This window comes from Bradyrhizobium sp. S3.3.6 (assembly GCF_040546905.1).
GTDB classification, from domain to species: domain Bacteria; phylum Pseudomonadota; class Alphaproteobacteria; order Rhizobiales; family Xanthobacteraceae; genus Bradyrhizobium; species Bradyrhizobium cytisi.
The window spans coordinates 316,693-341,971 of the sequence record NZ_JBEPOT010000005.1 but is presented as its reverse complement, the minus strand read 5'-3'; the positions used below and the strand labels follow the sequence as shown (position 1 = coordinate 341,971).

Annotated in this window: 25 protein-coding genes and 1 tRNA gene; 18 read left to right on the top strand and 8 right to left on the bottom strand. The window is 64.5% G+C overall.

Annotation, left to right across the window (positions count from 1 at the left end; genetic code table 11):
• Positions 1–130: 130 nt before the first annotated feature.
• Positions 131–1,183 carry a hypothetical protein gene (locus tag ABID59_RS18030; RefSeq protein ID WP_354031517.1) on the top strand — a complete coding sequence of 351 codons (1,053 nt, stop codon included), beginning with the start codon at positions 131–133 and terminating at the stop codon, positions 1,181–1,183.
• Positions 1,184–1,349: 166 nt separating this feature from the next.
• Positions 1,350–2,792, top strand: a complete 1,443-nt coding sequence (locus ABID59_RS18025) for an MATE family efflux transporter (protein WP_354084231.1) — start codon at positions 1,350–1,352, stop codon at positions 2,790–2,792.
• Here ABID59_RS18025 and ABID59_RS18020 read toward each other — a convergent pair.
• The 5 genes from ABID59_RS18020 to ABID59_RS18000 all read right to left on the bottom strand — a co-directional run bounded on the left by ABID59_RS18020 (position 2,789) and on the right by ABID59_RS18000 (position 5,711).
• The gene (locus ABID59_RS18020) at positions 2,789–3,226 is read right to left on the bottom strand and encodes a hypothetical protein (protein WP_354084230.1); all 438 of its coding nucleotides are present in this window, start codon (positions 3,224–3,226) and stop codon (positions 2,789–2,791) included. The two genes, ABID59_RS18025 and ABID59_RS18020, sit on opposite strands and share 4 nt — an antisense overlap.
• Before the next feature lie 100 nt (positions 3,227–3,326).
• On the bottom strand, positions 3,327–3,728 hold the full coding sequence (locus tag ABID59_RS18015; protein WP_354084229.1) for an SRPBCC family protein: 402 nt from the start codon (positions 3,726–3,728) through the stop codon (positions 3,327–3,329).
• A 139-nt stretch (positions 3,729–3,867) separates the two neighbouring features.
• A complete protein-coding gene (locus ABID59_RS18010; protein WP_354084228.1) occupies positions 3,868–4,227 on the bottom strand; it encodes a VOC family protein in 360 nt (119 codons plus the stop codon).
• 56 nt (positions 4,228–4,283) lie between these two features.
• Entirely contained in the window at positions 4,284–5,123 is an 840-nt protein-coding gene (locus ABID59_RS18005; RefSeq protein ID WP_354084227.1) for a helix-turn-helix transcriptional regulator, read from the bottom strand.
• Positions 5,124–5,132: 9 nt separating this feature from the next.
• A complete protein-coding gene (locus ABID59_RS18000) occupies positions 5,133–5,711 on the bottom strand; it encodes a methylated-DNA--[protein]-cysteine S-methyltransferase (protein ID WP_148754486.1) in 579 nt (192 codons plus the stop codon).
• Between the two features lie 175 nt (positions 5,712–5,886).
• On the opposite strand from ABID59_RS18000, the gene ABID59_RS17995 reads away from it, so the two are divergent.
• The 12 genes from ABID59_RS17995 to ABID59_RS17940 all read left to right on the top strand — a co-directional run bounded on the left by ABID59_RS17995 (position 5,887) and on the right by ABID59_RS17940 (position 19,503).
• Positions 5,887–5,960 (top strand) — tRNA-Gly (locus ABID59_RS17995).
• 397 nt (positions 5,961–6,357) lie between these two features.
• Positions 6,358–9,468 carry a VCBS domain-containing protein gene (locus tag ABID59_RS17990; RefSeq protein WP_354084226.1) on the top strand — a complete coding sequence of 1,037 codons (3,111 nt, stop codon included), beginning with the start codon at positions 6,358–6,360 and terminating at the stop codon, positions 9,466–9,468.
• Between the two features lie 163 nt (positions 9,469–9,631).
• A complete protein-coding gene (locus ABID59_RS17985) occupies positions 9,632–10,213 on the top strand; it encodes a helix-turn-helix domain-containing protein (RefSeq protein WP_148754482.1) in 582 nt (193 codons plus the stop codon).
• A gap of 10 nt (positions 10,214–10,223) precedes the next feature.
• The gene (locus ABID59_RS17980; RefSeq protein WP_354084225.1) at positions 10,224–10,688 is read left to right on the top strand and encodes a GNAT family N-acetyltransferase; all 465 of its coding nucleotides are present in this window, start codon (positions 10,224–10,226) and stop codon (positions 10,686–10,688) included.
• An 87-nt stretch (positions 10,689–10,775) separates the two neighbouring features.
• Positions 10,776–11,819: a LacI family DNA-binding transcriptional regulator gene (locus tag ABID59_RS17975; RefSeq protein WP_354084224.1), complete on the top strand. Its 1,044-nt coding sequence runs from the start codon at positions 10,776–10,778 to the stop codon at positions 11,817–11,819.
• 125 nt (positions 11,820–11,944) lie between these two features.
• Positions 11,945–13,399: a xylulokinase gene (gene xylB / locus ABID59_RS17970; protein WP_354084223.1), complete on the top strand. Its 1,455-nt coding sequence runs from the start codon at positions 11,945–11,947 to the stop codon at positions 13,397–13,399.
• A complete protein-coding gene (xylA, locus tag ABID59_RS17965; RefSeq protein WP_354084222.1) occupies positions 13,400–14,722 on the top strand; it encodes a xylose isomerase in 1,323 nt (440 codons plus the stop codon).
• Between the two features lie 8 nt (positions 14,723–14,730).
• Entirely contained in the window at positions 14,731–15,489 is a 759-nt protein-coding gene (locus ABID59_RS17960; protein WP_148754475.1) for an ATP-binding cassette domain-containing protein, read from the top strand.
• Positions 15,489–16,559, top strand: a complete 1,071-nt coding sequence (locus tag ABID59_RS17955; protein ID WP_187435226.1) for an ABC transporter permease — start codon at positions 15,489–15,491, stop codon at positions 16,557–16,559. The genes ABID59_RS17960 and ABID59_RS17955 overlap by 1 nt, the downstream gene beginning before the upstream one ends.
• Positions 16,560–16,652: 93 nt before the next feature.
• A complete protein-coding gene (locus tag ABID59_RS17950; RefSeq protein ID WP_354084221.1) occupies positions 16,653–17,585 on the top strand; it encodes a sugar-binding protein in 933 nt (310 codons plus the stop codon).
• 88 nt (positions 17,586–17,673) lie between these two features.
• A complete protein-coding gene (locus ABID59_RS17945; RefSeq protein WP_354084220.1) occupies positions 17,674–18,651 on the top strand; it encodes an aldo/keto reductase in 978 nt (325 codons plus the stop codon).
• A 3-nt stretch (positions 18,652–18,654) separates the two neighbouring features.
• The gene (locus ABID59_RS17940; RefSeq protein ID WP_354084219.1) at positions 18,655–19,503 is read left to right on the top strand and encodes an amidohydrolase family protein; all 849 of its coding nucleotides are present in this window, start codon (positions 18,655–18,657) and stop codon (positions 19,501–19,503) included.
• Between the two features lie 176 nt (positions 19,504–19,679).
• Here ABID59_RS17940 and ABID59_RS17935 read toward each other — a convergent pair whose 3' ends face one another.
• The 3 genes from ABID59_RS17935 to ABID59_RS17925 all read right to left on the bottom strand — a co-directional run bounded on the left by ABID59_RS17935 (position 19,680) and on the right by ABID59_RS17925 (position 22,323).
• A complete protein-coding gene (locus ABID59_RS17935; RefSeq protein WP_354084218.1) occupies positions 19,680–20,045 on the bottom strand; it encodes a nuclear transport factor 2 family protein in 366 nt (121 codons plus the stop codon).
• A 154-nt stretch (positions 20,046–20,199) separates the two neighbouring features.
• Positions 20,200–20,550, bottom strand: a complete 351-nt coding sequence (locus tag ABID59_RS17930; RefSeq protein WP_148754464.1) for a RidA family protein — start codon at positions 20,548–20,550, stop codon at positions 20,200–20,202.
• Between the two features lie 99 nt (positions 20,551–20,649).
• Positions 20,650–22,323: an FAD-binding dehydrogenase gene (locus ABID59_RS17925; protein WP_354084217.1), complete on the bottom strand. Its 1,674-nt coding sequence runs from the start codon at positions 22,321–22,323 to the stop codon at positions 20,650–20,652.
• 251 nt (positions 22,324–22,574) lie between these two features.
• On the opposite strand from ABID59_RS17925, the gene ABID59_RS17920 reads away from it, so the two are divergent.
• The 4 genes from ABID59_RS17920 to ABID59_RS17905 all read left to right on the top strand — a co-directional run bounded on the left by ABID59_RS17920 (position 22,575) and on the right by ABID59_RS17905 (position 25,130).
• Complete coding sequence (locus tag ABID59_RS17920; protein WP_354084216.1) at positions 22,575–23,096, top strand: Clp protease/crotonase-like domain-containing protein; 522 nt, start codon at positions 22,575–22,577, stop codon at positions 23,094–23,096.
• A gap of 107 nt (positions 23,097–23,203) precedes the next feature.
• Positions 23,204–23,398 (top strand): hypothetical protein, encoded by a 195-nt coding sequence (locus ABID59_RS17915; RefSeq protein ID WP_354084215.1) that lies wholly within the window; start codon positions 23,204–23,206, stop codon positions 23,396–23,398.
• A gap of 24 nt (positions 23,399–23,422) precedes the next feature.
• Positions 23,423–24,013: an SCO family protein gene (locus tag ABID59_RS17910; protein WP_354084214.1), complete on the top strand. Its 591-nt coding sequence runs from the start codon at positions 23,423–23,425 to the stop codon at positions 24,011–24,013.
• 205 nt (positions 24,014–24,218) lie between these two features.
• On the top strand, positions 24,219–25,130 hold the full coding sequence (locus ABID59_RS17905; RefSeq protein ID WP_354031676.1) for a transporter substrate-binding domain-containing protein: 912 nt from the start codon (positions 24,219–24,221) through the stop codon (positions 25,128–25,130).
• Positions 25,131–25,279: the final 149 nt, after the last annotated feature.

Below are 25,279 nucleotides of genomic sequence, written 5' to 3'. Positions count from 1 at the left end.
TTCAATCACAGCCGTCCCTGGAATACTGGATCGCCCGGTCTCCGCCGGGCGATGACAGCGAGTGCGTGTCCGGTTGCGCCGCCCCATCCGCGATGACACACTCCCGCAAAACAACAAGCCGGGAGCGAACATGACTGCCGCACCAGATTCCGCGCAAGAAGCTCAATGGAAACGCTGGCGCGCGGTCGCCGACCTCTACCACGCTTATTTCACCGGCCTGATCCTTACCGTCGTCACCCGACGCGGCACGGCGGACGCGGCCGAATTCGTCTTCCGCGTGTTCCGCCGCCAGCAGCAGGAGCGCTTTCTGCCCGGCTTGCAAAAGCTAGGGCTCAGCCATTTGCCGCCGGCGGTGGCGGCTGCGCAATATCACTATCTCTCCAACTGGATCGGCGGCGTCCACGTCGAATACATGTATGAGAGCGACACCAAAGCCTGGATCCGCTATCCGCCGCCGCGCTGGATCTGGAAGGGCGCTGCGATCTGCGGCGTGCCGGGCGAAGTCTCGCGCGCGATGCTGCGCGGCTGGCACGCCAACAACGGTGCGGCGCTTGGCGATCTCCGCCTGGGCTTCGTCTGCACCAAGCAGAGCGTTGATGGGCAGGATGGGCTCGAAGGCTACTATCATCAATACGACCATCCGCTCGAGCTCGACCAGCGCCTGGTGTTCGCTCGGCATCTCGAAGCACCGCTGTTCGACGCGAAGACCGCCCCGGCTTTGCCTGTCGCGAGCTGGCCGAGGCCGCGGCTTGAAAAGGCCTATCGCAACTACGCGATGGAATATGTCCGCACCGCCGCGCCCGTGATGGTGCAGCTATTCGGGCCGGAAGATGCCGGCTATCTCCTGCACCTCACCGGCAAGCTGATCGGCATGCAGTATTTCGACGAGGTCGCAGCCGCGCTGTCGGCGACACGCGGTGGCGCGAGCGAGTTCGCATCGTTTCTCAAGGGGCTGTTCGCGGCGCAGGACGACGCAGCGGAGATCACGACGTCCGAAGGCAGCATCGAGATCAGCCAGCAAAGCTGGACGCTGATGGATGACGTCACCGATTATCATCGTGCCTGCGCGAAGGTGCTGGAAGGGCTGTTCGAAGGGCTCGCTGCGGGATGCGGCCGGCACATCCGGGTGCATTTGCGTCCGACAGCAGGCGGCCGGCCGCCGCTGGTCTGGACGGTCGGGTAATTCCACCACTTGAAATGCGCTGCCGCAGGGCACGCCTGCACCTGACGCAGGAGGAATCGGGGCCTGTCGTGCTAACACGTGCCTATCGCGCCTTCCGCGCGAGGAAATAGATTAGCACACCTATGCATTGCTGCGCCGCAAACGGCGCTTTTGCCCGGGAGAGGGAATGACGGACATCGCCGAAATCCCGGTCGATGAGCAGGAACATCCGCTGTCGCCGCCTCCGCGCCCGATGCGGAGCGCGCTGACCGATGGGCCGATCCTGCGCACGCTGCTCAGTCTCGCCTGGCCGAACGTCGTCGCGCTGTCCGCCGGCACCTGCGTGGTGATCGCCGAGACCTCCTATATCGGACGTCTCGGCGTGGAAGCGCTGGCGGCGATGGCGCTGGTGTTTCCGACAGTGATCCTGACCATGACGATGTCCGGCGGCGCCATGGGCGGCGCGGTCGCTTCGGCCATCGCGCGTGCGCTCGGCGCCGGCGATCGCGAGCGTGCCGGGACGCTGGCCGCGCATGCGCTCCTGATCGGCATCACCTTCGGCGTCGTCTTCATGCTGGGCATGCTGATCTTCGGACCCCAGGTGCTCACGATGCTCGGCGGCCGTGGTGAAGTGCTGACGCATGCGATCGCCTATACGCAGGTGTTTTTCGGAGGTGCCGTGCTGCCCTGGCTTCTCAACACCATGGCGGGCGTGCTGCGCGGCACCGGCAACATGAAGCTGCCATCGCTGTTGATGCTGAATTCCGCGGTCATGCAGGTCGTGCTTGGCGGCACGCTGGGCCTCGGACTCGGGCCCGTGCCGCAGTTCGGCATGCGCGGTGTCGCGGCGGGCTCGCTGATCGCCTATTCGATGAATATCTGCGTGATGGGCTGGTTCCTGTTCTCCGGCCGCGCACGAATCGTGCCGAAACTGCGCGGGCTTCGCATTCAGTGGGCGATGTTCTTCGACATCCTGAAGGTCGGCGCGATCGCCTGCTTCTCGCCGCTGCAATCGGTGCTGACGATCTCGATCTTCACCCACATGCTGGCCAAATTCGGCACTGCGATCCTCGCCGGCTATGGCATCGGCGCGCGGCTCGAATTCCTGCTGACCTCGATCGCATTCTCGTTCGGCATCGCGTCGGTGCCGATGATCGGCATGGCGGTGGGTGCCGGTCGCATCGCCCGCGCCCGGCGCATCGCCTGGATTGCAGGGGCGAGTGCTTTCGTCGCTGTCGGCGCGCCGGCCTGCCTCGTTGCGCTGTTCCCCGACCTCTGGGTCAACATATTTACGGACAGCGCCACCGTGCGCGCGACCAGCCATCAGTATCTGTCGACGGTCGCGCCGTTCTACGCCTTCATCGGCCTCGCTTCGACGATGTACTTCTCGTCACAAGGCGCGGCCAAGGTGATCGGCCCGGTGCTGGCGCAGACGGCGCGACTGACCTACATCGCGACCTGCGGCTGGTGGCTGTCGACGCATGACGCCACTGCGCAAAACTTCTTCTGGCTGGCCGCGAGCTCGATGGTCGTGCTCGGCCTGCTGTCATGCTCCAGCGTGGTGCTGACGCGCTGGGGACCGCGCGCGACGAAGCCGGCCGTGCGTCCGGCGCTGTCGGTTGTAGACTAGCGATGCTTGTGGCGGCGATGACCGCCGCCGCCGAGATTGGCGAGCCGCATCAATTGCGGGATCATCGCCATCATGTCGCCGCCGCCGCCCAGCATGCCCGTGATATCGCCGTCGCCCATCGGTGCGTAGCCACCGTAATTGGGCGCGCCGAACCCGCCGCCCATACCGCCGCCACCCATCACGCCACCGAGCCCGCCGCCGCCATTCTCCATCATGCGGCTCATCATCGGCCCCATGGTTTGCATCAGCATGGCGAAGCGGCGCTTGCCCATCTTCGCCTTCATCATCTCCAGCATCGGCGCCATCTGGGTCATCATGTCCTCGCCGCCGGCACCTCCACCGCCGAGGAACTGCGCCTTCGCCGGCGTGCTCGCGACCGAAAACAGCAGCAGCACGGCGGCTGCCTGGCAGATCACCTTGTCCGCACCTCTCATGGCATGCTCCTCGCGTGCGTGGCGTCGCCGGGAGAGCGAGGCCAACCGGACGCACGCCGCCATGGTTACGGCTGACGACAGCGGGGCTCTGTGAGAAAGATCACGTAGCCGGAGGCGGGAAGGCCTTTCGCATGGCGATCACGGCCTCCCTGGTCTGCCCCTGAACGTAAGGCGCGAGCTCGTTGGGCAGCATGTCGATAATCCAGACCAGGCGGCATTTCGCCTCGCCGTCGGCGATCACCTGCACCGAGGCGCTGTAATGCGTCAGCCGTTCGCTGTTGATTGCGTAGACCAGCCGTTGTCGCGCGTCGTCGCAATCGACCAGCACCTCGCGTGCGACCGCGCCATTGGCGAAGGTGACGATGCGTGCATCGCCGTCGAGCTGGCAAGCGGTGACAAAGCCCGGCACCAGCCGCTGATGCAGCGCGCCGAAATCGCGCACCGCGTCCCAGACACTGCAGGCCGGGGCGGAGAGGGGGACGTCGTTGTGGATGGAGGCCATGGAGGTGTCCTTGATTATGTCAGGTCGTCACCACAAGCACCGTCATTGCGAGCGCAGCGAAGCAATCCAGGATGTCTCCGCGGAAGCAGTCTGGATTGCTTCGCCGCAAGAGCTCCTCGCAATGACGGAATCCGTGCCCTCACGTACAAACCGCCTCGACATTGTTGCCATCAGGGTCGATCAAAAACGCCGCGTAATAGGTCGGGCTGTAATCCTTGCGCGGCCCGGCGCCGCCGTTGTCGCGGCCGCCGCTCTTCAGGCCTTCGCTGTGAAACGCCTTTACCGCATCGTGATCCCCGGCGCGAAACGCGATATGCGCGCCGTCTGCCTTGCGGCCCTTGTTCAGGTGCAGCCAGAGCGCGGGCTCGCCCTTCGGCCCGAAGCCGGCATAGCCGTCGCCGCTCGAGCACAGGACATAACCGAGCGGCGTCAGCACCGCGGTGTAGAAGCGCGTGGCGGCGTCGAGGTCGGCAACCCGCAGTCCGATATGGTCGTACATGGTCATCTCCATTGCAAAGCGCGCCGCGTGGTGGCGCGCGCCGGAGACGACCCTAGTCAGTTGAGGGCAAGCCGCTCTTGGAGAATCTTGCGCTTCCCCTTTGACGCCTGTCGGAACTTGGTCGGCGACACGCCCGCGGCGCGATGAAACGTGCGGACGAAGTTGGAGAGGTCGCCGAAGCCGACGTCATAGGCGATGTCGGTGACCGCGATGTCGTCGTCAGCGAGCAGGCGCGCCGCGTGCCGCAGGCGCGAGCGCACCAGATATTGATGCGGGGTGACGCCGAGCGCGTTGGAAAACAGCCGCAGGAAATGGAACGGGCTCAAATCCGCCAGGCGCGCGGCCTGCTCAAGGTCGATCCCGGCATGCGAGTTGTCGTCGATCCACAACGCCGCCTCGACCGCGCGGCGGCGGTCGCGTGCCGTCGGCGTAGCCGGCTTGCGCGGCTTGCCCGAGACCATATCGACAAAGCGGCCGGCGAGGATCTGGCCGATCTCGTCGAGGCCGAGGTCGCTGTTGCCATCTGCCGCCGTCTGGGCGAGCTCGCCCAGCACCATCAGCTCGGGCAGCGGCGGCGTCGCGCCGACCTGCCACGTCTCGCATCGCCCGCCGAGCGCCTCGACCAGCTCCTCGCTGAAGAAGAACGACAGGCAGACGTCGCCGCAGACATGCTCATGCGTGCAGGTGTATTCGTCGCCGGGCGCGCCGACCAGCAGCGAGCCTGCTATCAGCTCGAAGAAGCCGGCGCGGCAATGGCAGCCAAAGCTCCCGGAGCGGACATAGGCGATGGAATGACCGGTGCGGCACTCGGCAAACGGCTTGTCGCCCGGTCCCGCGTCGCAGCGAAACTCGGAGACCGTCATCGCTTGTGACGTCAGCAGCGTGGTCGCATCCATCGCACCTATCTAGGTGGGTGAGCGCGGCGGGGCAACGGGCAGCAGCACCTCGAACAGCGTCTTGCTGGCGATCGGATGAGCGCCCTCAAGCGCCAGCAGCCGCCGCTTGGAGATCACCCCGCCGTAAGGCGAGATCCGGTCGGCATAGCCGCCGGCCTCAATCACCCGGTGGCAAGGCACGATGATCATGTAGGGATTCCGGGAGATCGCCTGCGCCACCGAATGCGCGGCGCCCGAAGCGCCCAGCGCCTTGGCGATCTCGTGATAGGTGCGCGTCTCCCCGCGCGGGATGGTGCAGGCATATTCGTAGACCCGCCGGTCGAAGGCGGGCACGCCGCCGGCGTCCAGGCTGACATCGGAAAAATCGGGATCGCTGCCCTGCAGCAAGGTCAGGATGCCCTCGATCGCAAGCTCGGTGTTGAGCGGGACCGCCTGCTCGCGCGCCTCGGGATGGACCTGAAAAATCCGGCGGCGGGTGTCGATCTCCCGCACCTCCGGCAATTGCACGGCCACGACGCCGGAATTGCTCCAGACGATGCCGCAACGGCCTATGGCCGTGCCGAATATCGCGTAAGCACGCCCCACCATGCGCACGCCCCACACGCTGTACGTTCCTCAACCCGGCAGCGATCATAACACCGCCACAATCCGGCGCACCTGGAATCTTAGCAGGACGTTAACAACCGTCCGGCCTGACGCGCCAAAGCGCTTGGCGCCGGACACCGTCTCGGCTAATCAGGACGGACGCGGGACACGTGCATCCGCGGGCGTAGTTCAATGGTAGAACGGCAGCTTCCCAAGCTGCATACGAGGGTTCGATTCCCTTCGCCCGCTCCAACACTTTGCCGGAACTTGGTGCACTTCGCTGGATCTTTGGCGACGATTGCTATGCGGAAGTACCGTAGAGGTTGAGCCGAGCCTTGCGGCCAAGGCCCCCAGAGGAACTAGGCGGCACCAAGACGCGACAGATAAAGTAGCCGATCGAAGCGGTAGTTTCGATGGTCTGCTCGCGAGTGGGCATTGTCGTTCGGATCATACCGCAAGTCATGCACCACTAGTCGCAGCGTTGTCGCGATGATGCGTCGAGCCACATCAAGCGTTCGTCATTCAGGGGCAATAAGCTTGCTTTGGTCGGCAGTTTGGTCAGCAGGGACTTATTGGCGCCCGCGTTTTTGCTTCTGATCATCGAACAAACATTCGGGTCCGGCCTGTTGTCGGGCAAACGGAGGCATTGATGACAAACTCAGCACCTGTTTTCACCGCCGATGGTGGCAGCGACGGTTCCGTCACGCGCGTGTCGACCGGCGCAACCGGGGCGCAGGCGGATGGCCAAAGTCACCAGCCCGTGTTCTCGCCCGACGGCACGAAAGTGGCGTTCGAATCCTATGCCGACAATCTGGTGCCCGGCGATACCAACGGTCAACCCGACATCTTCGTGAAGGACCTGACGACTGGCGCCATCACGCTCGCGTCGACTAGCGCCAGCGGGGTACAGGGGGATAGCTGGAGCTACCAGCCGGTTTTTTCGCCCGATGGTACCAGGCTGGCGTTCGCATCTGCTTCCGACAATTTGGTGCCTGGCGATACCAATAGTGCTTACGACATCTTCGTGAAGGACCTGACGACCGGCGCCATCACGCGCGTGTCGACCAATGCCAGCGGGGCGCAGGCGGACGGCTTCCAGAGCACCAACCCGATATTCTCGCCTGACGGCACCAAGGTTGCGTTCTATTCCGATGCCGACAATCTCGTGCCGGGCGATACCGACCATGTGCGCGACATCTTCGTGAAAGACTTGACCACTGGCGCGATAACGCTCGTGGGGGCCAGTCCGTACAACGGGGGAGACGGCAGCGGCGGGGATCAGAATGGCTTTACCTTCGCCCCCTCGTTCTCGCCCGATGGCACCAAGATCGTGTTCGGGTCCACCACAGGAGGTGGCGCCATCAACGATATCTACATCAAGGATCTTGCCACCGGGGTCGCCACACTGGTGTCGGACAGCGCCAGCTGCGTTCATGGGAATGGCGGCAGCTACGACCCGGTGTTCTCGCCTGATGGCACCAAGGTGGCGTTCTATACCTTTGCCGATAATCTTGTGCCGGGGAGTTCCAATATCGGAATCGGCAACATTGTCATCAAAGATCTGACCACAGGCGTGGTCACGTTGGTATCGGCCAACGCCGACGGAGCTCCGCAGGACAACGGCGAAGCCCAGAAACCCGTGTTCTCGCCTGATGGTACGAAGATTGCGTTCTATTCCTTCGCCGACAATCTCGTGCCGGGTGTCAATGGCTATGAGATTTATGTGAAGGACCTGATCACCGGCACCGTCAAGATTGTCTCGACCAACGCGAGCGGCGCGCAGGCAAACGGCTACAGCCAAGCTCCCGTGTTCTCGTCTGATGGCACCAAGTTGGTATTCGAATCTTCAGCCAGCAATCTCGTGCCGGGCGATACCAATGGCACTGAGGACATATATGTGAAGGATATTGCTCCGCCGTCCGTCACCGAAGCGAAGCTGACGGACAATGGCGCCGCCCATGTTTCGACATCGGGGGCGGCGTTTTTTACCGACGCGGACAAGACCGACACTCACACGATCTCGGTGGCATCGCAAAGCGGCGATCTCGGCACACTCACGGCCACGGTCGACGATGCCGATGGCAAGGTGACGTGGAGCTATGATGTCTTTCACGCCAACATCGCTCCGCTCGCGGCCGGACGGACCCATACCGACGCCTTCACCTTGACCCTCGACGACGGTCACGGCGGTTCCGCGACACAGAGCGTCACCGTGACGCTGACAGGAATCGATGATGCGCCCGTGATCGGCTCGGGCGCGACGGCAACCTTCGCGGAGAATGGCACTGATGTCACCTACCACGTCGCGGCGACCGACGTCGACAGCCCCGCGCTGACCTATTCGCTATCCGGTGCCGATGCGGCTCTGTTCAACGTGTCGGTGACAGGCGATGTGACGTTCAAGTCTGCGCCCGACTTCGAAGCGCCGAAAGACGCAAACCACGACAATGTCTATGACGTCACCGTAGCTGTCAGCGACGGGGAGAAAATCACCACAAAGAACCTCGCGATCACGGTCACTGACGTGAATGACGCCGCTTCCGGCGGATTTCTGATTGTCACGGGCTCGACGGGCTTCGCATCGATCGATGGGGCAACGATCAGTATCGGCGTGACCGGGAACCTGCATGAGACCGGCAGCACCGGTGTCATTAGCAACAGCCTGATCAGTGATCTCGGTTCGCTGAACGAAACCCAGGCGACGCTCGCGCTCGCGAACGATATCATCTTCGGCGGTTCCCTCGGTGTGATCGTCGCCCATGGCGGCACCATCACCTTCGACAATGTGCATCTCGACGGGATTTCGCTCGATGCGGCATCCGGCGCGCTTATCGAATCCGTTGCAGGCAGCACCAACACCTTCAACAACGTGACGCTTAATGCTGGCGCCGTGTTTGACGACAGTGCCGGAAGCGTTCTGAACGTCGGCGGCCTGTTGAACAACGGCGGCAAGATCGAGCTCTTCAATGCCACCAAAACTGTCTTGACCGGTGACATCGTCGTCATCGGCAACGGCGAGATCAAGCTCGATCCGGGCTCTGTGATCCTGAACAGCAGTGCGCATCACACGCTCGACCTTGAGGGCGGCACGATCGATGGCGCCGGCACGATCGGGAACGGCGACCACGGCCTCACTTTGAATATCGGCTTCGCCGGCACGCTCGATGCGAACGGGTCTCAACCGCTTGAAGTGAACACCGGCAATTCCGTCACCAACAACGGCCTGATCGAAGCCACGCACGCCTCGCTCAGTTTCGACGACGCCGTTCTCAACGGATTTGCTACGATCACCGCCGATCAGGGCGGCGCGATCGACTTCAGGAACGGTTTGACAAGTAACGGCCTCGTCGATGTCCGCGCCGGCAGTGAGGTGGATGTCTCAGGCAACCTCGTCAACAACGGCACTGTCCTGGATAGTGGCGTGCTCAAGGTCGATGGTTTGAGCGGGACTGGAACTGTCTACGTCAGCGACGGGACGCTGGCGGTCGCTGGTAATCTCAGCAGCAATGTCGTTCTGACTGGTAGGGATTCATTTGTATTCGGGCCCGATGCCAAACAAACATCGGGTGTCATCGCAAACTATACGCCAGGCGCGACGCTGGTGCTGGATGGCTTCGATACCAAGGTGAACGTGGCCCTCAACTATCAGACCGATGTTTTGACACTGACCGATGCGGACCATCATGCAATGACGCTTCACCTGGCACCTGGATCCCTGATCCCGCAGGTCCACGGCGCGGCGTCGGATTTTCTTGTTTAGCGAATTTCGGCTCTGCTTTGACCGAGGCCGCAAACCTTGCCGCGCGGCGCGCAAAAATTCCAATATATTAGCCCTTCGCTCCCGGCACGCGCCGCTCCTCCGGCCTAATCTCCTCCCGCCCGGCGGATGCGGTCCATGTGCCGGGCGATGTTCGGATGAGGCCATGGACCAGCAAAAACTCGACAGGGCGATCGGTCGGCGCTTGAAGACCTTGAGGACGCAGGCCGGCATGACCTTGAACGAACTCGCCAGCCGCTCCGGTGTCAGCCGGGCCATGATCGGGCGGGTGGAGCGGGCGCAGAGCAGTGCCACCGCGGCGCTGCTGAGCAAGCTCTGTGCGGCGCTCGACGTCTCGCTCAGCGACGTCGTCGCGCTCTCGGAGAAGCCGCCGGAGCGGCTGACGCGGCTGGCCGACCAGCCGCAATGGCGCGATCCCGACAGCGGCTACCGGCGGCGCCATGCCTCGCCGGCCGATGCGGCGAGCGGCATCGAGATCATCGTCGTCGACCTGCCGGCCGGCGCGCGCGTGTCCTACAGCCCCTGGGGCCGCAACGCCTTCACCCAGCAACTGCTGATGCTGGAGGGCGCGGTCTGCGTGCATATCGACGCCAAGGCCGTGCGCCTGCGCGAGGGCGACTGCTTCGACTTCGACGTGATGCGGGCGGTCACGTTCGAGAACGAAACCAAACAGGATGCGCGCTACGTCATCATCACGCGGCGCGGCACCTCCTACGGGAAGATGTGAGACCCTGACGATGCAGATCCGCATTGGCGACACCTTCGATTCGCGCGTCGTCGCGCTGCTCGACCACCACGTTGCGGCGGCGCGGGCGCAAACCGCGCCGGGCAGCGCGCATGCGCTCGATCTCGCCGGGCTTCGCGCCAGCGACGTCGCGTTCTGGACCGGCTGGGACGGCGAGACGCTGGTCGCGACCGGTGCGCTGAAGACGCTCTCGGCCGACCACGGCGAGGTGAAGTCGATGCACACGCTCCAGACCACGCGCCGGCGCGGCTTTGGTGGTCTGATGCTCCGCCACATCATCGCCGAGGCGCGCAAGCGCGACGTCAAGCGGTTGAGCCTCGAGACCGGCTCGTGGGACTATTTCAAGCCGGCGCACGCGCTCTATCAGGCGCACGGCTTCGTGCCTTGCGGCCCGTTCGAGGGCTATGTCGAGGACCCCAACAGCCTGTTTCTGACACTCGATCTGAGCGGCCGCTGACGCCCTGGCGCAACCGCGGCTCGAAAAGATCGTCTTGCCCCTCAAAATGAGTTGCGCACCTCAAAACACCTCTGCTAGCCTTCAGGCATGGCCGAAGAGACCGTCTCCGCCGCGCTGACGCTGAAGGACATCGCCCGCGAGGCGGGTGTCAGCCTGGCGACGGTCGATCGCGTCCTGCACAACCGCCCCGGTGTGCGGTCCGATACGGTCCGCCGCGTCCAGGAGACCATCGCGCGCAATGCCTTTCAGCCGCACGTGGCTGCCGCCGAGCTCGCCCGCGGCCGCGTCCGCCGGTTTGCCTTCGTCATGCCGTCGGGGGCGAACCCGTTCATGCAGCAGATCGAGGCCTATCTCGGCGAGATGTCCGGCTGGCTATCGGCCCGGCGTCTCAGCGTCGAGATGGTCAATACGGATGTGTTCGATCCGTCCGTGCTCGCTGCAACGCTCGAGACGGTCTCGGGCGACTACGACGGCGTTGCCGTGGTGGCGCTGGATCATCCCGGCGTGCGCGCTGCGATCAATGATCTCGTCGATGCCGGCACCAAGGTGGTGACGCTGGTCTCCGACGTGCCGTCGTCGCGCCGCCACCATTATGTCGGCATCGACAACATCGCCGCAGGCCGCACCGCCGGCGCGCTGGTCGGGCGGCTGGTCGGGCAAAAGTCCGGCAAGATCGCCATCATCGCGGGATCGCGGGGCCTGCGCGACCATGCCGAGCGCATTTTTGGCTTCAACCAGGTGATGGCGTCGGAATTTTCGCACCTCGACTTGCTGCCCCTGCTCGAGGGGCGCGACGAGGACGACCGATCCGAGCAGCTGATATCGCGGCTGCTCGGCAAGCATCCGGACATCATCGCCCTCTACAATGTCGGCGCCGGCACGCAAGGCGTGGCCAAGGCCCTGACCGAGGCCGGCCGCGGCAAGCAGATCGTGTTCATCGCCCACGATCTCACGGCGATGACGCGAAAACTGCTGCTGCAGGGTACGCTGGACGTCGCGATCTCGCAGAATCCAGGGCACGAGGCGCGTTCCGCCGTGCGCGTGCTGCTGTCGCTCGCACGCAACGAGCCGATCTTGAGTGAACAGGAGAATATCCGCATCGACATCTTGATGCGGGACAATCTGCCGTAGCCGCAAAGCGCGCGCGGTGCCTTGTGTTTTGAAGTGAGTGACTGCGGAAAGCGCGACGTCAATTCGTGCACCGCGGCAGCGTGATCCCGAACAGATCACGCTCAAACGAAGAGGGAGGGACGAGTTTGTATCTCGGAGTGGACATCGGTACGTCCGGTGTGAAGGCGGTGCTCGTGAGCGAAACCGGCGCGGTCGTCGCGACGGCAGCGCGCGAGCTCGTTCTGTCGCATCCCGCGCCGCTGTGGTCCGAGCAGGATCCCGACGCCTGGGTCGATGCGGCGATCGGCGCGGTCGACGTTCTCGCGCAACATCATCCGCGCGAGGTCACGCAGGTGCGCGGCATCGGGCTGTCGGGCCAGATGCATGGCGCGACGCTGCTCGGTGCCGACGGACGCCCGCTGCGGCCTGCGATCCTCTGGAACGATGGTCGCTCGCACGCCGAATGTATCGAGCTCGAGCGCCGCTGCCCCTCGCTGCACGCCATCGCCGGCAATCTGGCGATGCCCGGCTTCACGGCGCCAAAGCTGCTCTGGGTGGCGCGGCACGAGCCTCACATTTTCGAACGCGTTGCAAAAGTGCTGCTGCCAAAGGCCTATGTGCGCTATCGGCTCACCGGCGAGATGGCCGAGGACATGTCGGACGCGGCCGGCACGCTGTGGCTCGATGTCGGCCGGCGCAGCTGGTCGGCGGAGCTGCTCAAGGCCACCGGGCTCGACCTGCATCACATGCCGCGGCTCGTCGAGGGCAGCAATGCGAGCGCAATGCTCGCGTCCGAATTCGCGCAGCGCTGGGGCATGGCGAAGGACGTCATGGTCGCCGGCGGCGCCGGTGACAACGCCGCGAGCGCGATCGGGCTCGGCGCAATCGCGCCCGGCGATGCGTTTCTGTCATTGGGAACCTCAGGCGTGGTGTTCCGCGTCACCGATCGCTTTGCGCCGGCGCCGGCCTCGGCGGTGCATGCGTTCTGTCACGCGCTTCCGGGTCTCTGGCACCAGATGGGCGTGATGCTATCAGCGGCCGCCTCGCTCGCCTGGCTCGCAGGTGTGATGGAGACTCCTGCAGTGGCCCTGCTGGCGCCGCTCGGCGAGCGCGTCGAGGGGCCGAGCCCGGTCAAATTCCTGCCCTATCTCGACGGCGAACGCACCCCGCACAACGATGCCGCCGCGAGCGGCGCCTTCGTCGGCTTGCGCGCTGCGACCGGGCGCAGCCAGATCGTCCAGGCCGTGCTCGAAGGCGTCGCCTTCGCTGCGCGCGACAATCTGACGGCGCTGAGCGCGGCGGGTGGCGCGATCGCCGAGCTTGATCTGGTCGGCGGCGGCTCGCGCTCGCCACTGTGGGCGCAGATCTGCGCGGACGTGCTCGGCATTGCTGTGCACCGCGTCGAGGAGGGCGAGGTCGGCGCAGCGCTCGGCGCCGCGCGGCTCGGCCGGCTTGCGGCCACCGGCGACGATCCCGCGCAAGTGTGCACCCGCCCGCGTCGGCTTGCCAGTTTCGTGCCCCGCGCCTCCGCTGTGTCCGCCTACGACGAGGCCTATCGCCGCTGGCGCGAGCTTTACCCCGCATTGAAGGAGAGTCTTTAAGTGAACGCGTCAGTTAAATTCTTCGATGCCAGCGCACCCATAGCCTTTGCCGGCAAGGATGCGGGAAATGCGCCCGCCTTCCGCTGGTACGACAAGGACCGCATGGTCCACGGCCGCAGGCTGGAAGATCACTTGCGCTTTGCGGTGTGCTACTGGCATTCGCTGTGCTGGCCGGGCGGCGATCCCTTCGGCGGCGAGACGTTTCTGCGGCCCTGGCACCACGGCTCCGATCCGATGGCGATGGCGCGCGCCAAGGCCGATGTCGCCTTCGAGCTGTTCCGCCTGCTGGATGTGCCCTTCTTCACCTTCCACGACGTCGATGCGGCGCCCGAAGGTGCCTCGCTCCGCGAATCCGTCGCCAACCTCAACGCCATCGCCGATCTGTTCGAGGCGAAGATGGCATCGGCCAAGGTCCGCCTGCTCTGGGGTACGGCAAACCTGTTCACGCATCGCCGTTACATGGCGGGCGCCGCGACCAATCCGGACCCCGAGATCTTCACCTATGCCGCCGGCCAGGTCCGCGCCGCGCTGGAGGTGACGCATCGGCTCGGCGGCCAGAACTATGTGCTGTGGGGCGGCCGCGAGGGCTACGAGACGCTGCTCAATACCGATCTCAAGCGCGAGCTCGACCAGCTCGGCCGCTTCGTCTCGCTCGTGGTCGAGCACAAGCACAAGATCGGCTTCAAGGGCCCGATCCTGATCGAGCCGAAGCCGAAGGAGCCGACCAAGCATCAATATGATTTCGACGTCGCCACCTGCTACGGCTTCCTCGCACGCTACGATTTGCTCGAGGACGTCAAGCTCAACATCGAGCAAAACCACGCCATCCTCGCCGGACACTCCTTCCATCACGAGGTCGCGCTGGCCGAGGCGCTCGGCGTGTTCGGCTCGCTCGATATCAACCGCGGCGACGATCTGCTCGGCTGGGACACCGATCAGTTCGCGATGAACGTGGGCGAGCTGGCGCTGGTGTTCCACGAGATGCTGAACCGCGGCGGCTTCACCTCCGGCGGACTCAATTTCGACGCCAAGATCCGCCGTCAGTCGATCGACCCCGACGATCTCATCCATGCTCATGTCGGCTCGATGGATGCCTGCGCGCGGGCGTTCCTCGCTGCTGCCGACATGCTCGATGCCGGCGCCCTCACGGCGCCGCTTGCCGACCGCTACGGTGGATGGGCAGGCGGCGAGGGCCGGGCCATTCTCGCCGGCCAGCGCTCGCTCGCCGATCTCGCCGATCGCGCGATGGGTCCCGGCTTCGACCCGCAGCCGCGCTCGGGACGGCAGGAATATCTGGAATCTCTCGTTAACCGCTACATCTGAGGTCGCTGATGGCAAGTGCTGACGCAACACCGGTGCTCGAATTGACCGGCATCGGCAAGGAGTTCGGCGCCATCCGCGCGCTGCATGATGTCGATATGCATGTCCACCCGGGCGAAGTGGTCGGCCTGATGGGCGACAACGGCGCCGGCAAGTCGACGCTGGTCAAGATCATCGCCGGCAATTTCCGCCCCAGCCATGGCGAAATCCGCTTCGGTGGCGATGCGGTCCATTTCAGCCGGCCCATCGATGCCCGCGCGGTCGGTATCGAGGTCGTCTATCAGGACCTCGCGCTCGCCGACAATCTGACCGCTGCCGCCAACGTGTTTCTCGGCCGCGAGCTGAAGCGTAAATTCGGCCCCATCGCTTTGCTCGACCACAAGGCCATGGCATCGCGTGCGCTGGAATTGTTCGGCGAGCTGCGTTCGGAGACTCGCCCCGACGATCTCGTCAAGCAGATGTCCGGCGGCCAGCGCCAGGCGGTTGCGATCGCGCGGACGCGGCTCTCCAATGCGCGGCTGGTCATGATGGACGAGCCGACGGCCGCGATCTCGGTCCGCCAGGTCGAGCAGGTGTTGAGCCTGATCCACCGCTTGAAGGAGCAGGGCGTCGCCGTGATGCTGATCTCGCACCGCATGCCCGACGTGTTTGCGGTGTGCGACCGCGTCATTGTCATGCGCCGCGGCGAGAAGCGGGCCGACAAGCCGATCCACGACACCTCCCCCGAGGAAGTCACAGCCCTTATCACCGGCGCGAAGGAGGCGGCGTGATGGCGATGCCCCTGGAATCCCCCGTCACGTTCTCGAACGTCGGCAAGATCAAATGGTGGCGGCGCGGCATCTTCGCCTCCCAGACCGGCTACGTCCTGCTGGCGCTCCTGGTGCTGATGGTCGTGATGCATTTTGCCAGCCCCTATTTCTTCACCGAGGGCAACATGCAGAACGTGGCGAAGAACTTTTCCTTCATCGCCATTGCCACGCTCGGAATCACTTTCGTCATCATCACCGGCGGCATTGATCTCTCCGTCGGCTCGATGATGTGTTTTTCTGCGATGATTACTTCTATGGTCATGATCGAGCTGTCGGCGCCGGGATCGGTGTTCGTCCATTTGGCCGCCGACGGCAAGACCGCCGTCGCCAATGTGCCCGGATTGATCCTTGTGATCTCGGTGCTCGCGGGGCTGTGCGCCGCGTTGATCGTCGGGCTCGTCAACGGCTTCTGCATTGCGGTGCTCGGGCTGTCACCCTTCGTCACCACGCTTGGCATGCTCTCGATCGTGCGTGGGCTCGCCTATGTCGTCTCGAACGGCCGCGGCAGCTTTCCCGGCGGGCCGGACGCCGATTATTTCTATGCGCTGACATCGGGTGACGTGCTCGGCGTGCCCGCTCCCTTCATCTATCTGGTGATACTCGCCGCCGTGATGGCGGTCGTGCTGCATCACACCAGTTTCGGCCGCCACGTCTTCGCGCTCGGCGGCAACGAGAAGGCGGCGGAGCTGACCGGCATCTCGGTCGTGCGGGTGAAGATCGAGGTCTACGTGATCTGCGCGCTCGCCGCGGGGCTCCAGGGCATCATCATCTCCGGCTGGCTCGGCTCGGCGCCCGCCAACATGGCGACCTCATACGAGCTCAACGTGATTGCGGCCGCCGTGATCGGCGGCGCCAATCTGGCCGGCGGCATCGGCGGTCCGCTCGGTGCCATCGTCGGCTGCGTGCTGCTCGAAGTGATCCGCAACGGCCTCGTGCTCGCGCAGGTCAACTCCTACTGGCAGCAGACGCTGGTGGGCGTGATCATCATCCTTGCCGTGCTGGTCGACCGGATCCGCTCGCGCATGACTTAACCAGTTACTCCGGAAGGACAACGAAAGATCGTCTATCCGCCTGCCGGGGCATCACATCACAAATGGATAGGCAACAAAGTGTGGAGGGAAGAAATGAAGAAGCTTCTGTTGGCCGGCCTGACCATCGCAATGATGGCGACCCCGGCATTTGCCCAGACCTACAAGTTCGCCGTCGTGCCCAAGGCGATGAACAATCCGTTCTTCGATGTGGCGCGTGACGGCTGCCTGAAGCGAGCCAAGGAACTCGGCAATGTCGAATGCATCTACAAGGGGCCGATCGAGCACGAGCCGGCGACACAGGCCCAGATCATCCAGGACTTCATCACCCAGAAGGTGGATGGGTTGGCAATCTCGGTTGCCGACGTCGCAGCGATGACCAAGTCGATCGATGCAGCGGCTGCAGCCGGCATTCCCGTCATTACGTTTGACGCGGATGCGCCGGGTTCCAAGCGGCTTGCCTATATCGGCACCAACAACAAGGACTTCGGCCTCGCGCTCGGCAAGCAGTTGCTCAAGCTCCGGCCCGATGGCGGCAAATATGCCATGGTTTCCGGCGGCCCCGGTGCGAAAAACCTCGCCGAACGTGTCGATGGTGTCCGCGAAGCGCTCAAGGGCTCGAAATGGGTCGAGGTCCAGGGTTCGCCGACCTTCTGCAATGACGATTCCGCGCTTGCGATCCAGCAGATGTCGGACTTGCGTACCGCAACGCCCGACCTCGGTGCGATCGTGCCGGTCGGCGGCTGGCCGATGTTCGCGCCCGAAGGCTACAAAGCCTTCGTCAACAAGAACAAGAAGGATATCGACGCCGGCAAGTTCACGCTCGTCGTCGCCGATACGCTGAAGATGCAGCTCGAATTGCTGCGCGACGGCTACTCCAACGCGCTCACCGGCCAGCGTCCGTTCGAGATGGGCGAGAAGTCTATGGACACCCTGTTGGCGATCAAGAAGGGCCAGAAGGTTCCGGAAGTGATCTACACCGGCCTCGACCTGGTGACGAAGGACAACGTCGCTCAATTGTTGAAGTAGGAACGTTACCAGCCCAACGTTCCTGCGCTACACTCCCTCTCCCGCTTGCGGGGGAGGGAGTGCTTTTGCGGATTGGAAGGATATTGCAATGAAGCGTACGCGGTTGGCTAACGGTCTCGATGTTACGGCAATAGGCCTCGGCTCGGCGCCACTCGGCGGCCTGTTTTCGGCGGTCAGCGATGCCGATGCAGAAGCGACGCTCGCGGCCGGCTGGTCGGCCGGCATCCGCTTCTACGACACCGCGCCGCTCTACGGCTTTGGCCTCGCCGAGCGCCGTTTGGGCGCTTTCCTGCGCCAGCAGCAGCGGGACTCCTTTGCGATCTCGACCAAGGTCGGCCGGCTGCTGCGCCCGGATCCCAGTTCGACCGAGGACGATCACTACAAGGGCGCCCCTGCGCTGCGGCCGCAATTCGATTTCAGCTATGACGGCGTGATGCGTTCGGTCGAGGAAAGTCTCGACCGCCTCGGGCTCGATCGCGTCGACGTGCTGCTCGTGCATGATCCCGACGATCACTATGACGCGGCCGTCAACGGTGCTTTCCGCGCGCTGATGCGCCTGCGCGACGACGGCACCATCAAGGCGATCGGCTCCGGCATGAATCAGTCGGAGATGCTCACACGTTTCGCCGAAGCCGTGCCGGTCGACTGCTTCCTGCTCGCTGGCCGTTACACGCTGCTCGACCAGGGCGCGCTGGATGCGCTGTTTCCGGTCTGCCGCCAGAGGGGCATCGGCATCCTGCTCGGCGGCATCTACAACAGCGGCATTTTGGCCAATCCGCACACCGGCGCGAAGTTCAATTATCAGGACGCCGACGTGGCACTCGTGGCGCGCGCACTCGCGCTTGACGAGCTCTGCCGCAAGCACGGCACCGAGCTGAAGGCCGCCGCGCTCCAGTTCTGCATGGCCCATCCGGCCGTGACGGTCGCGGTGATGGGCGCGCGCAACGCCGCGGAGGTTGCCGACAACATCGCGATGTCGGAGCGCACGGTGCCGCCAGCTTTCTGGCAGGAGCTGCGCGCGAAAAACCTCGTCGACGCGCGGGCGCCGCTGCCGGGCGGAGCGTGAGACATGCTCATCGATGCGCACCAGCATTTCTGGGATCCCGCGCGCGCCGACTATCCCTGGATGGATGCGCCTGAGCTCACGCCGATCCGCCGCGCCTTCGGGCCCGCCGATCTAGCTCCGCTGCTAAAGGCGAACGGCATCGACGCAAGCATCGTGGTGCAGTGCCGCTCCGCGCTTGAGGAGACCGAGGAATTTTTGCGGGTCGCGCATGACACGCCCTCCGTCATGGGCGTGGTCGGCTGGGCCGATCTGACCGATGCCGCGCTCGGCGACACGCTTGATCGGCTGCGCGCGCTGCCGGGCGGCGCAAAGCTGGTCGGTATCCGCCACCAGGTCCACGACGAGGCCGATCCCGACTGGCTGTTGCGCGCGGACGTCCAGCGCGGACTCGCGGCGGTGTTCGCCCGCGATCTCGCCTACGACTTCCTCGTCCGCACCCGCGAGCTCCCCGCTGCGATCGCAACTGCAAAAGCTTTTCCGCACGCACGCTTCGTGCTCGACCACGCCGCAAAACCGCCGATCGCCGTTGGCGGCAGCGCGGAATGGTCCGACCGCATCGCGTCGCTCGCGGCCTGCGGCAACGTCTGGTGCAAGGTCTCGGGGCTCGCGACGGAAGCGAAGTGGACCGATTGGGACGCGGAGCGGCTGTTTCCGTTTGTCCAGCACGTCGCGAATAGTTTTGGCGAGGACCGCCTGATCTTTGGCTCCGACTGGCCGGTATGCCTGCTGGCGGGTAGCTACGGCGAGATCAAGGCCGCGCTGGAGGCGTGCCTGGCGAAGCTCGGAGCGAGCGCGCGCGAGAAGGCGTTTGGGATGAATGCTAAGCGGGCGTATCGGCTGGCCATCGTCTGAGCCGCGAACGCGCTGCTCCTACTCCCCTTGCGGGAGAAGGTGGCGCGAAGCGCCGGATGAGGGGTTCTATCCACAAATTCAATCTGCGGAGAGAGATCCCTCACCCCAGTGAGCCGTGTTTACGAGCGGAGCTGCCCTCTCCCGCAAGCGGACAGGGCACAGTAACGACAGCGCCCTCACGCCCCCGGAGGCACCTGATCCAAAAATCCCGTGATGCTCCTGATGCGGCCATCCTTCAGCACGGCGAAATCCGTGCCCTTGATCGGGCTATCGACGCCATCAGGTCCAAGGCCCCAGCTGAAGCGCACATGGTCGCCATAGCCGTTGGGCTCGCCGATCAGCCTGAACTTGAAGTCGGGAAAGCGCTGCTGGACGCCGGCGATCAGGGCATCGATGCCGTCCCGGCCGTCACCCTTCATCAGCGGATCGACATAGCTCGCATCCGCCGTCCAGTTCTCGCTGAGCAATTCGCGGCGGCGATTTTGCGCGCGCTCGTTCCAGAGATCGATGTAGCGGCGGGCGATCGTGACGTGGTCGGTCATGAGACTCTCCTTCGATGGCGCCGTGTGGTTCGGCTGACCTGACTATCGAAGGTTCGCGCGCTGGGATCGATTACCTCGGAGATCATGCGTCCACAAAAAAAGAGCGCGATGACGGTCTCATCGCGCTCCTGTCGCCTGTTGGTTCCGCGCGAACTTACTTCGCCGCGGTCACCATGATCTCGACGGTGTATTGCGGCGCGGCCAGCTTCGCTTCAACGGTGGCGCGGGCCGGGGTGTTGCCGGGCGACACCCAGCCATCCCACACGGCGTTCATCTCCTGGAACGTCTTCATGTCGGTGATGTAGATCGTGGCCGACAGCAGTTTCGACTTGTCGGTGCCGGCCTTGGCGAGATGGCCGTCGATGGTCTTCAGGATATCCTGGGTCTGCTTGGTCACGCTTTCGCCGGCCGCATTGCTGGCGACGACGCCGGCGAGATAGACGGTGTTGCCGTGCACGACGACCTGGCTCATGCGCGGGCCGGTTTCAAGACGCTGAATGCTCATTAGGGGATCTCCTGGTGGGAATGGCGGCCCTGTCTAGCGCAGCACCTCGCGCTGTGCCACCCCCGGCACGCATGCGTTGCCCGGCACGCATGCGTTCGTTCAACGGCCAACCGCTTTCGCCGCCGCACGACCGGCATTGCGGCCCGAGAACAGGCAGCCGCCGAGGAAGGTGCCCTCCAGCGAGCGATAGCCGTGCATGCCGCCGCCGCCGAAGCCGGCGGCCTCGCCCACCGCGTAGAGGCCGGGAATGATCTGCCCTTCCTCGCCGAACACGCGTGAGTCGAGATCGGTCTCGAAGCCGCCCAGCGTCTTGCGGGTGAGGATGTTGAGCTTGACCGCGATCAGCGGCCCCTGCGCGGGATCGAGAATGCGGTGCGGCGATGCCGTGCGGATCAGCTTGTCGCCGATGTAACGTCGTGCATTGTGGATGTTCATCACCTGCGCGTCCTTGACGTAAGGATTGGCGATCTCGCGGTCGCGCGCCTCGATCTGAATCCTGATCTCGTCGAGCTTGAGCAAATCGTTGCCGGCGAGCTTGTTCATGGCGGCGACGAGATCCTCGATCTTGTCGCGCACGATGAAGTCGGCACCATGGCTTTTGAATGCCTCGACCGGCGCCGGCGCGCCCTTGTTGGTGGCGCGGCGCAAGGTCATGCGCCAGCTCTTGCCGGTGAGATCGGGGTTTTGCTCCGAGCCCGACAGCGCGAACTCCTTCTTGATGATGGCCTGCGTCAGGACAAACCAGGAATAATCATAGCCGGTGGACATGATGTATTTGAGCTGGCCGAGCGTATCGGACCCCGGGAATAGCGGCGCCGGCAGCCGCGTGCCCGTGGCGTCGAACCACATCGAGGAGGGGCCTGGCAGGATGCGGATACCGTGGCGCGGCCAGATCGGTGACCAGTTCTGGATGCCCTCGACATAGTGCCACATGCGGTCGCGATTGATCAGCCGCGCCCCTGATGCCTCGGTGATGCCGATCATGCGGCCGTCGACATGCTCGGGCACGCCGGAGATCATGAATTTCGGCGGCTCGCCGAGCCGCTTCGGCCAGTTCGCGCGCACCAGATCATGATTGCCGCCGATGCCGCCGGACGCCACGATCACGGCTTGCGCCTTCAGCGCAAACTCGCCGACGACACTGCGAGACGAGCTCTTGCCGCGCTCGACGCTGTCGGGCGCGAGAATGGCGCCGCTGACGCCGTCCACCGTACCGTCAGTGATCGAGAGCGCGTCGACGCGATGGCGGAACCGGAAGATCAGCCGGCCGCTCTTCGCGGCTTCGCGCGCGCGGCGCTCGAACGGCTCGACGATGCCGGGGCCGGTGCCCCAGGTGACGTGAAAGCGCGGCACCGAATTGCCGTGGCCCATCGCGTCATAGCCGCCGCGCTCGGCCCAGCCGACCACGGGAAAGATCCGATGCCCCATCGCGCGCAGCCAGCCGCGCTTCTCGCCGGCCGCGAACGCCACATAGGCCTCCGCCCATTGGCGCGGCCAGAAGTCCTCGTCTCGGTCGAAGCCGGCGGTGCCGAGCCAGTCCTGCATCGCGAGGTCAAAGGAATCCTTGATGCCGAGCCGGCGCTGCTCCGGGGAGTTCACCAGAAACAATCCGCCAAACGACCAGAACGCCTGGCCGCCGAGCGACTGCTCGCCCTCCTGGTCGACCACGATCACGCGTTTGCCGGCGTCGGCAATCTCGGTCGCCGCCACCAGTCCCGATAGTCCTCCGCCGACGACAATGACGTCCGCCTGCTCAGTCGAATGCTCGGCCATGAGTTCCCCCCTGTAGTTGTCCGGGATTGAAGCCAGCGGTTGCAACTGAGATCAAGGGCTTGTCGCGTAGGACATCGTTAACTTGTTCCACTTTGGGATCGAGGCGGGCCTGAGTGCAGCGCGGACGCAACACTGGATTTGAATTTGTTTTGAGTAAGCCCGCCTGCCTAGACAAAACCACGAAGTCGACCGACGCTAGACGAGCATCACCACCTGACACACAGATTCGCAAACGACCGGGGCGGGGGCCAATGAAGTTTCTGACGGGGTTGCTTGCGGCGATCGTGCTGGTCGCTTGCATGGGGGCGTCTCACGCGGTGGTTCGGATCGCGGATGACCGCGGCGGCCGGATCGGAACCTATGTCGACAGATATCAGGACCTGCGGCAATCAGGCGACACCGTCATCATCGACGGCCTCTGCGCTTCCGCCTGCACCATCGTCCTCGGCGCCATCCCGCGCGACCGCATCTGCGTCACCTCGCACGCGACGCTCGGCTTCCACGCCGCCTGGGATTTCGGCTCCAATGGTCGCGCCGTGACCAACTCTGAGGCGACCCACATGCTTTATTCGATGTATCCCTCGCAGGTGAAGCGCTGGATCTCACAGCGCGGCGGCCTCACGCCGCACATGCTGTTCCTGAGGGGCAGGCAGCTCCAGGCCATGTACAAGCCCTGCTACCTCGATGCACAGGCTTCGGCCAGCAGGCCTTTGCGCCGATCTGCTCCGCCAGCGGAACAGCTCGAGTCCGCCCGGGGCCAGCTCCTTCACTGATATCCTCAGCATGACGGGGTCCCGGCCCGCCAGCGGCGCCTTGCCCGCAGGCGGGCCAAAGCCTATTTGAAGGCCAGGGAACCGGCGCCTTCGCTCCGGTCATTGTCATGGCTCAGCCACTGCACACCGTACATCCGGTATCGGACAATTCGCCCACTGCCGGCCGAATGCCGTCCGTGCTGTTGTTGGCCGGCGCCTGTGTTGCCGGGCTCCTTGTGATCGGCGCGCTCGCGCTCTGGTTCCATTACGGCTCCCAGGTGTTCTTCGAAATGATCAGGACCGGCTTTGCCGCCTGCTTCTGATCCGCGACAGGAAGTTTTTCGCTCATGAGCTCCACCGCCCGTCCGCTGGTAATCGCGACCGCCTTCGCCTCAAGCCTCGTCGTCGGTCTGCTGGTGCTGTTCTGGGCCATGGGCGGCGTCAGCAAGGTGGCGCAGCCGGCCGCGATCGGCGGCCCGTTCCAGCTCACCGACCAGAACGGCAAAGCCGTCACCGACAATAACCTCAAGGGTAAGCCGACGCTGATCTTCTTCGGCTACACCCATTGTCCCGACGTCTGCCCGACCTCGCTGTTCGAGCTGTCGGAACTGCTGCGCGCGATGGGCAAGGATGCCGACAAGGTCAACGCCGTCTTCATCTCGGTCGATCCCGAGCGCGATACGCCCGCGACCATGAAGGACTATCTCTCGAGCTTCGATCCGCATCTCGAGGGCCTCAGCGGCGATCCCGCCGAGACCGCCAAGGTGATCACCTCTTACCGGGTCTATGCCAAGAAGGTCCCGACCAAGGACGGCGACTACACCATGGACCACACCGCGCTCATCTATCTGATGGACCGCGACGGCCGTTTTGTTTCGCCGTTCAACCTGAAGCGGACCCCGGAAGAGGCCGCGACGGAGCTGAAGCGGTATCTTTGAAGGCCTCGTCCAGGCGAAGCTGCTTCCACATCGTCATGGCCGGGCTTGACCCGGCCATCCACGATCTTTCGTGCAGCACCAAGAACGTGGATGCCCGGGACAAGCCCGGGCATGACGACCGCGTAGTCACAATCGGCGCTCGCGTTCCCGGCCGGATGGTCTATAAGGCCCTCCGATCCCAATGAAATTCGTTCATTTCCGGCCGATGGCTCCATCGCAACAGGCGAAATCGTCCAAATCTGCCCGTGGCTTGCTGACGGGGCTGGCCGTTGCCGCGTGCCTGCTCGCGGGCCTGCCGGGCGCTCGCGCCCAGGCACCGTCGAAGCAGCCTCCCGCGGCACCTCGAGCTGCCCCCCAGGCCGTGCCCGGGTTCTGGGACCCGCGGCGGCGCCCGGAGCGGCCCGACCTGTCGCGCCTGACGGTGATCCGCTTCCTGACCGAGACCGATTATCCGCCGTTCAACTACACCGGCGCCGACGGCAATCCGGCCGGCTTCAACGTCGATCTCGCCCGCTCGCTTTGTGAAGAGGTCAAGGTCACCTGCACCGTGCAGATGCGCCGCTTCGAGACGCTGGTCGATGCGCTCACCTCGAACCGGGGCGATGCGATCATTGCGTCCATGGCGGTGAGCCCGCAGCTTCGCGCACGCGTCGATTTCACCGATCCCTATTACCGCGTGCCGGCGCGTTTCGCCTCGCGCAAGGATGCGGTGATGCCGGAGATCCGGCCCGAATATCTCGAAGGCAAGAAGGTCGGCGTCATCGCGGGCTCCGCGCATGAGGCCTATCTCAAGGCGATGTTCACCGACGCCGAGCTGCACGGCTATCCCAATGACGATGCTTTGCGCGCCGGCTTGCGCAAGGGCGAGGTTGATCTCATCTTCGGCGACGCCATCTCGCTGGCGTTCTGGATCAACGGCACCGATTCCGGCGATTGCTGCGCCTTCTCCGGCGGTCCCTTCGTCGAGAGCCGCTTCTTCGGCGAAGGCATCGGCATCGCCGTGCGCAAGGGCAACGACGTGCTGCGCCAGGCCCTGAACTGGGCCCTGTTTCGCGTCTGGGAAAAAGGCCGCTACACCGATCTGTGGCTGCGGTATTTTTCGGTGAGCCCGTTCTAACCCGGTCGCTGCTTCCTCCGCCGTCATTGCGAGGAGCTCTTGCGACGAAGCAATCCAGGCTGTTTCCGCAGTGACGGTCTGGATTGCTTCGCTACGCTCGCAATGACGGTGTGAGAGGCAACACCGCCCCACAAAATTGCATTCTGCCC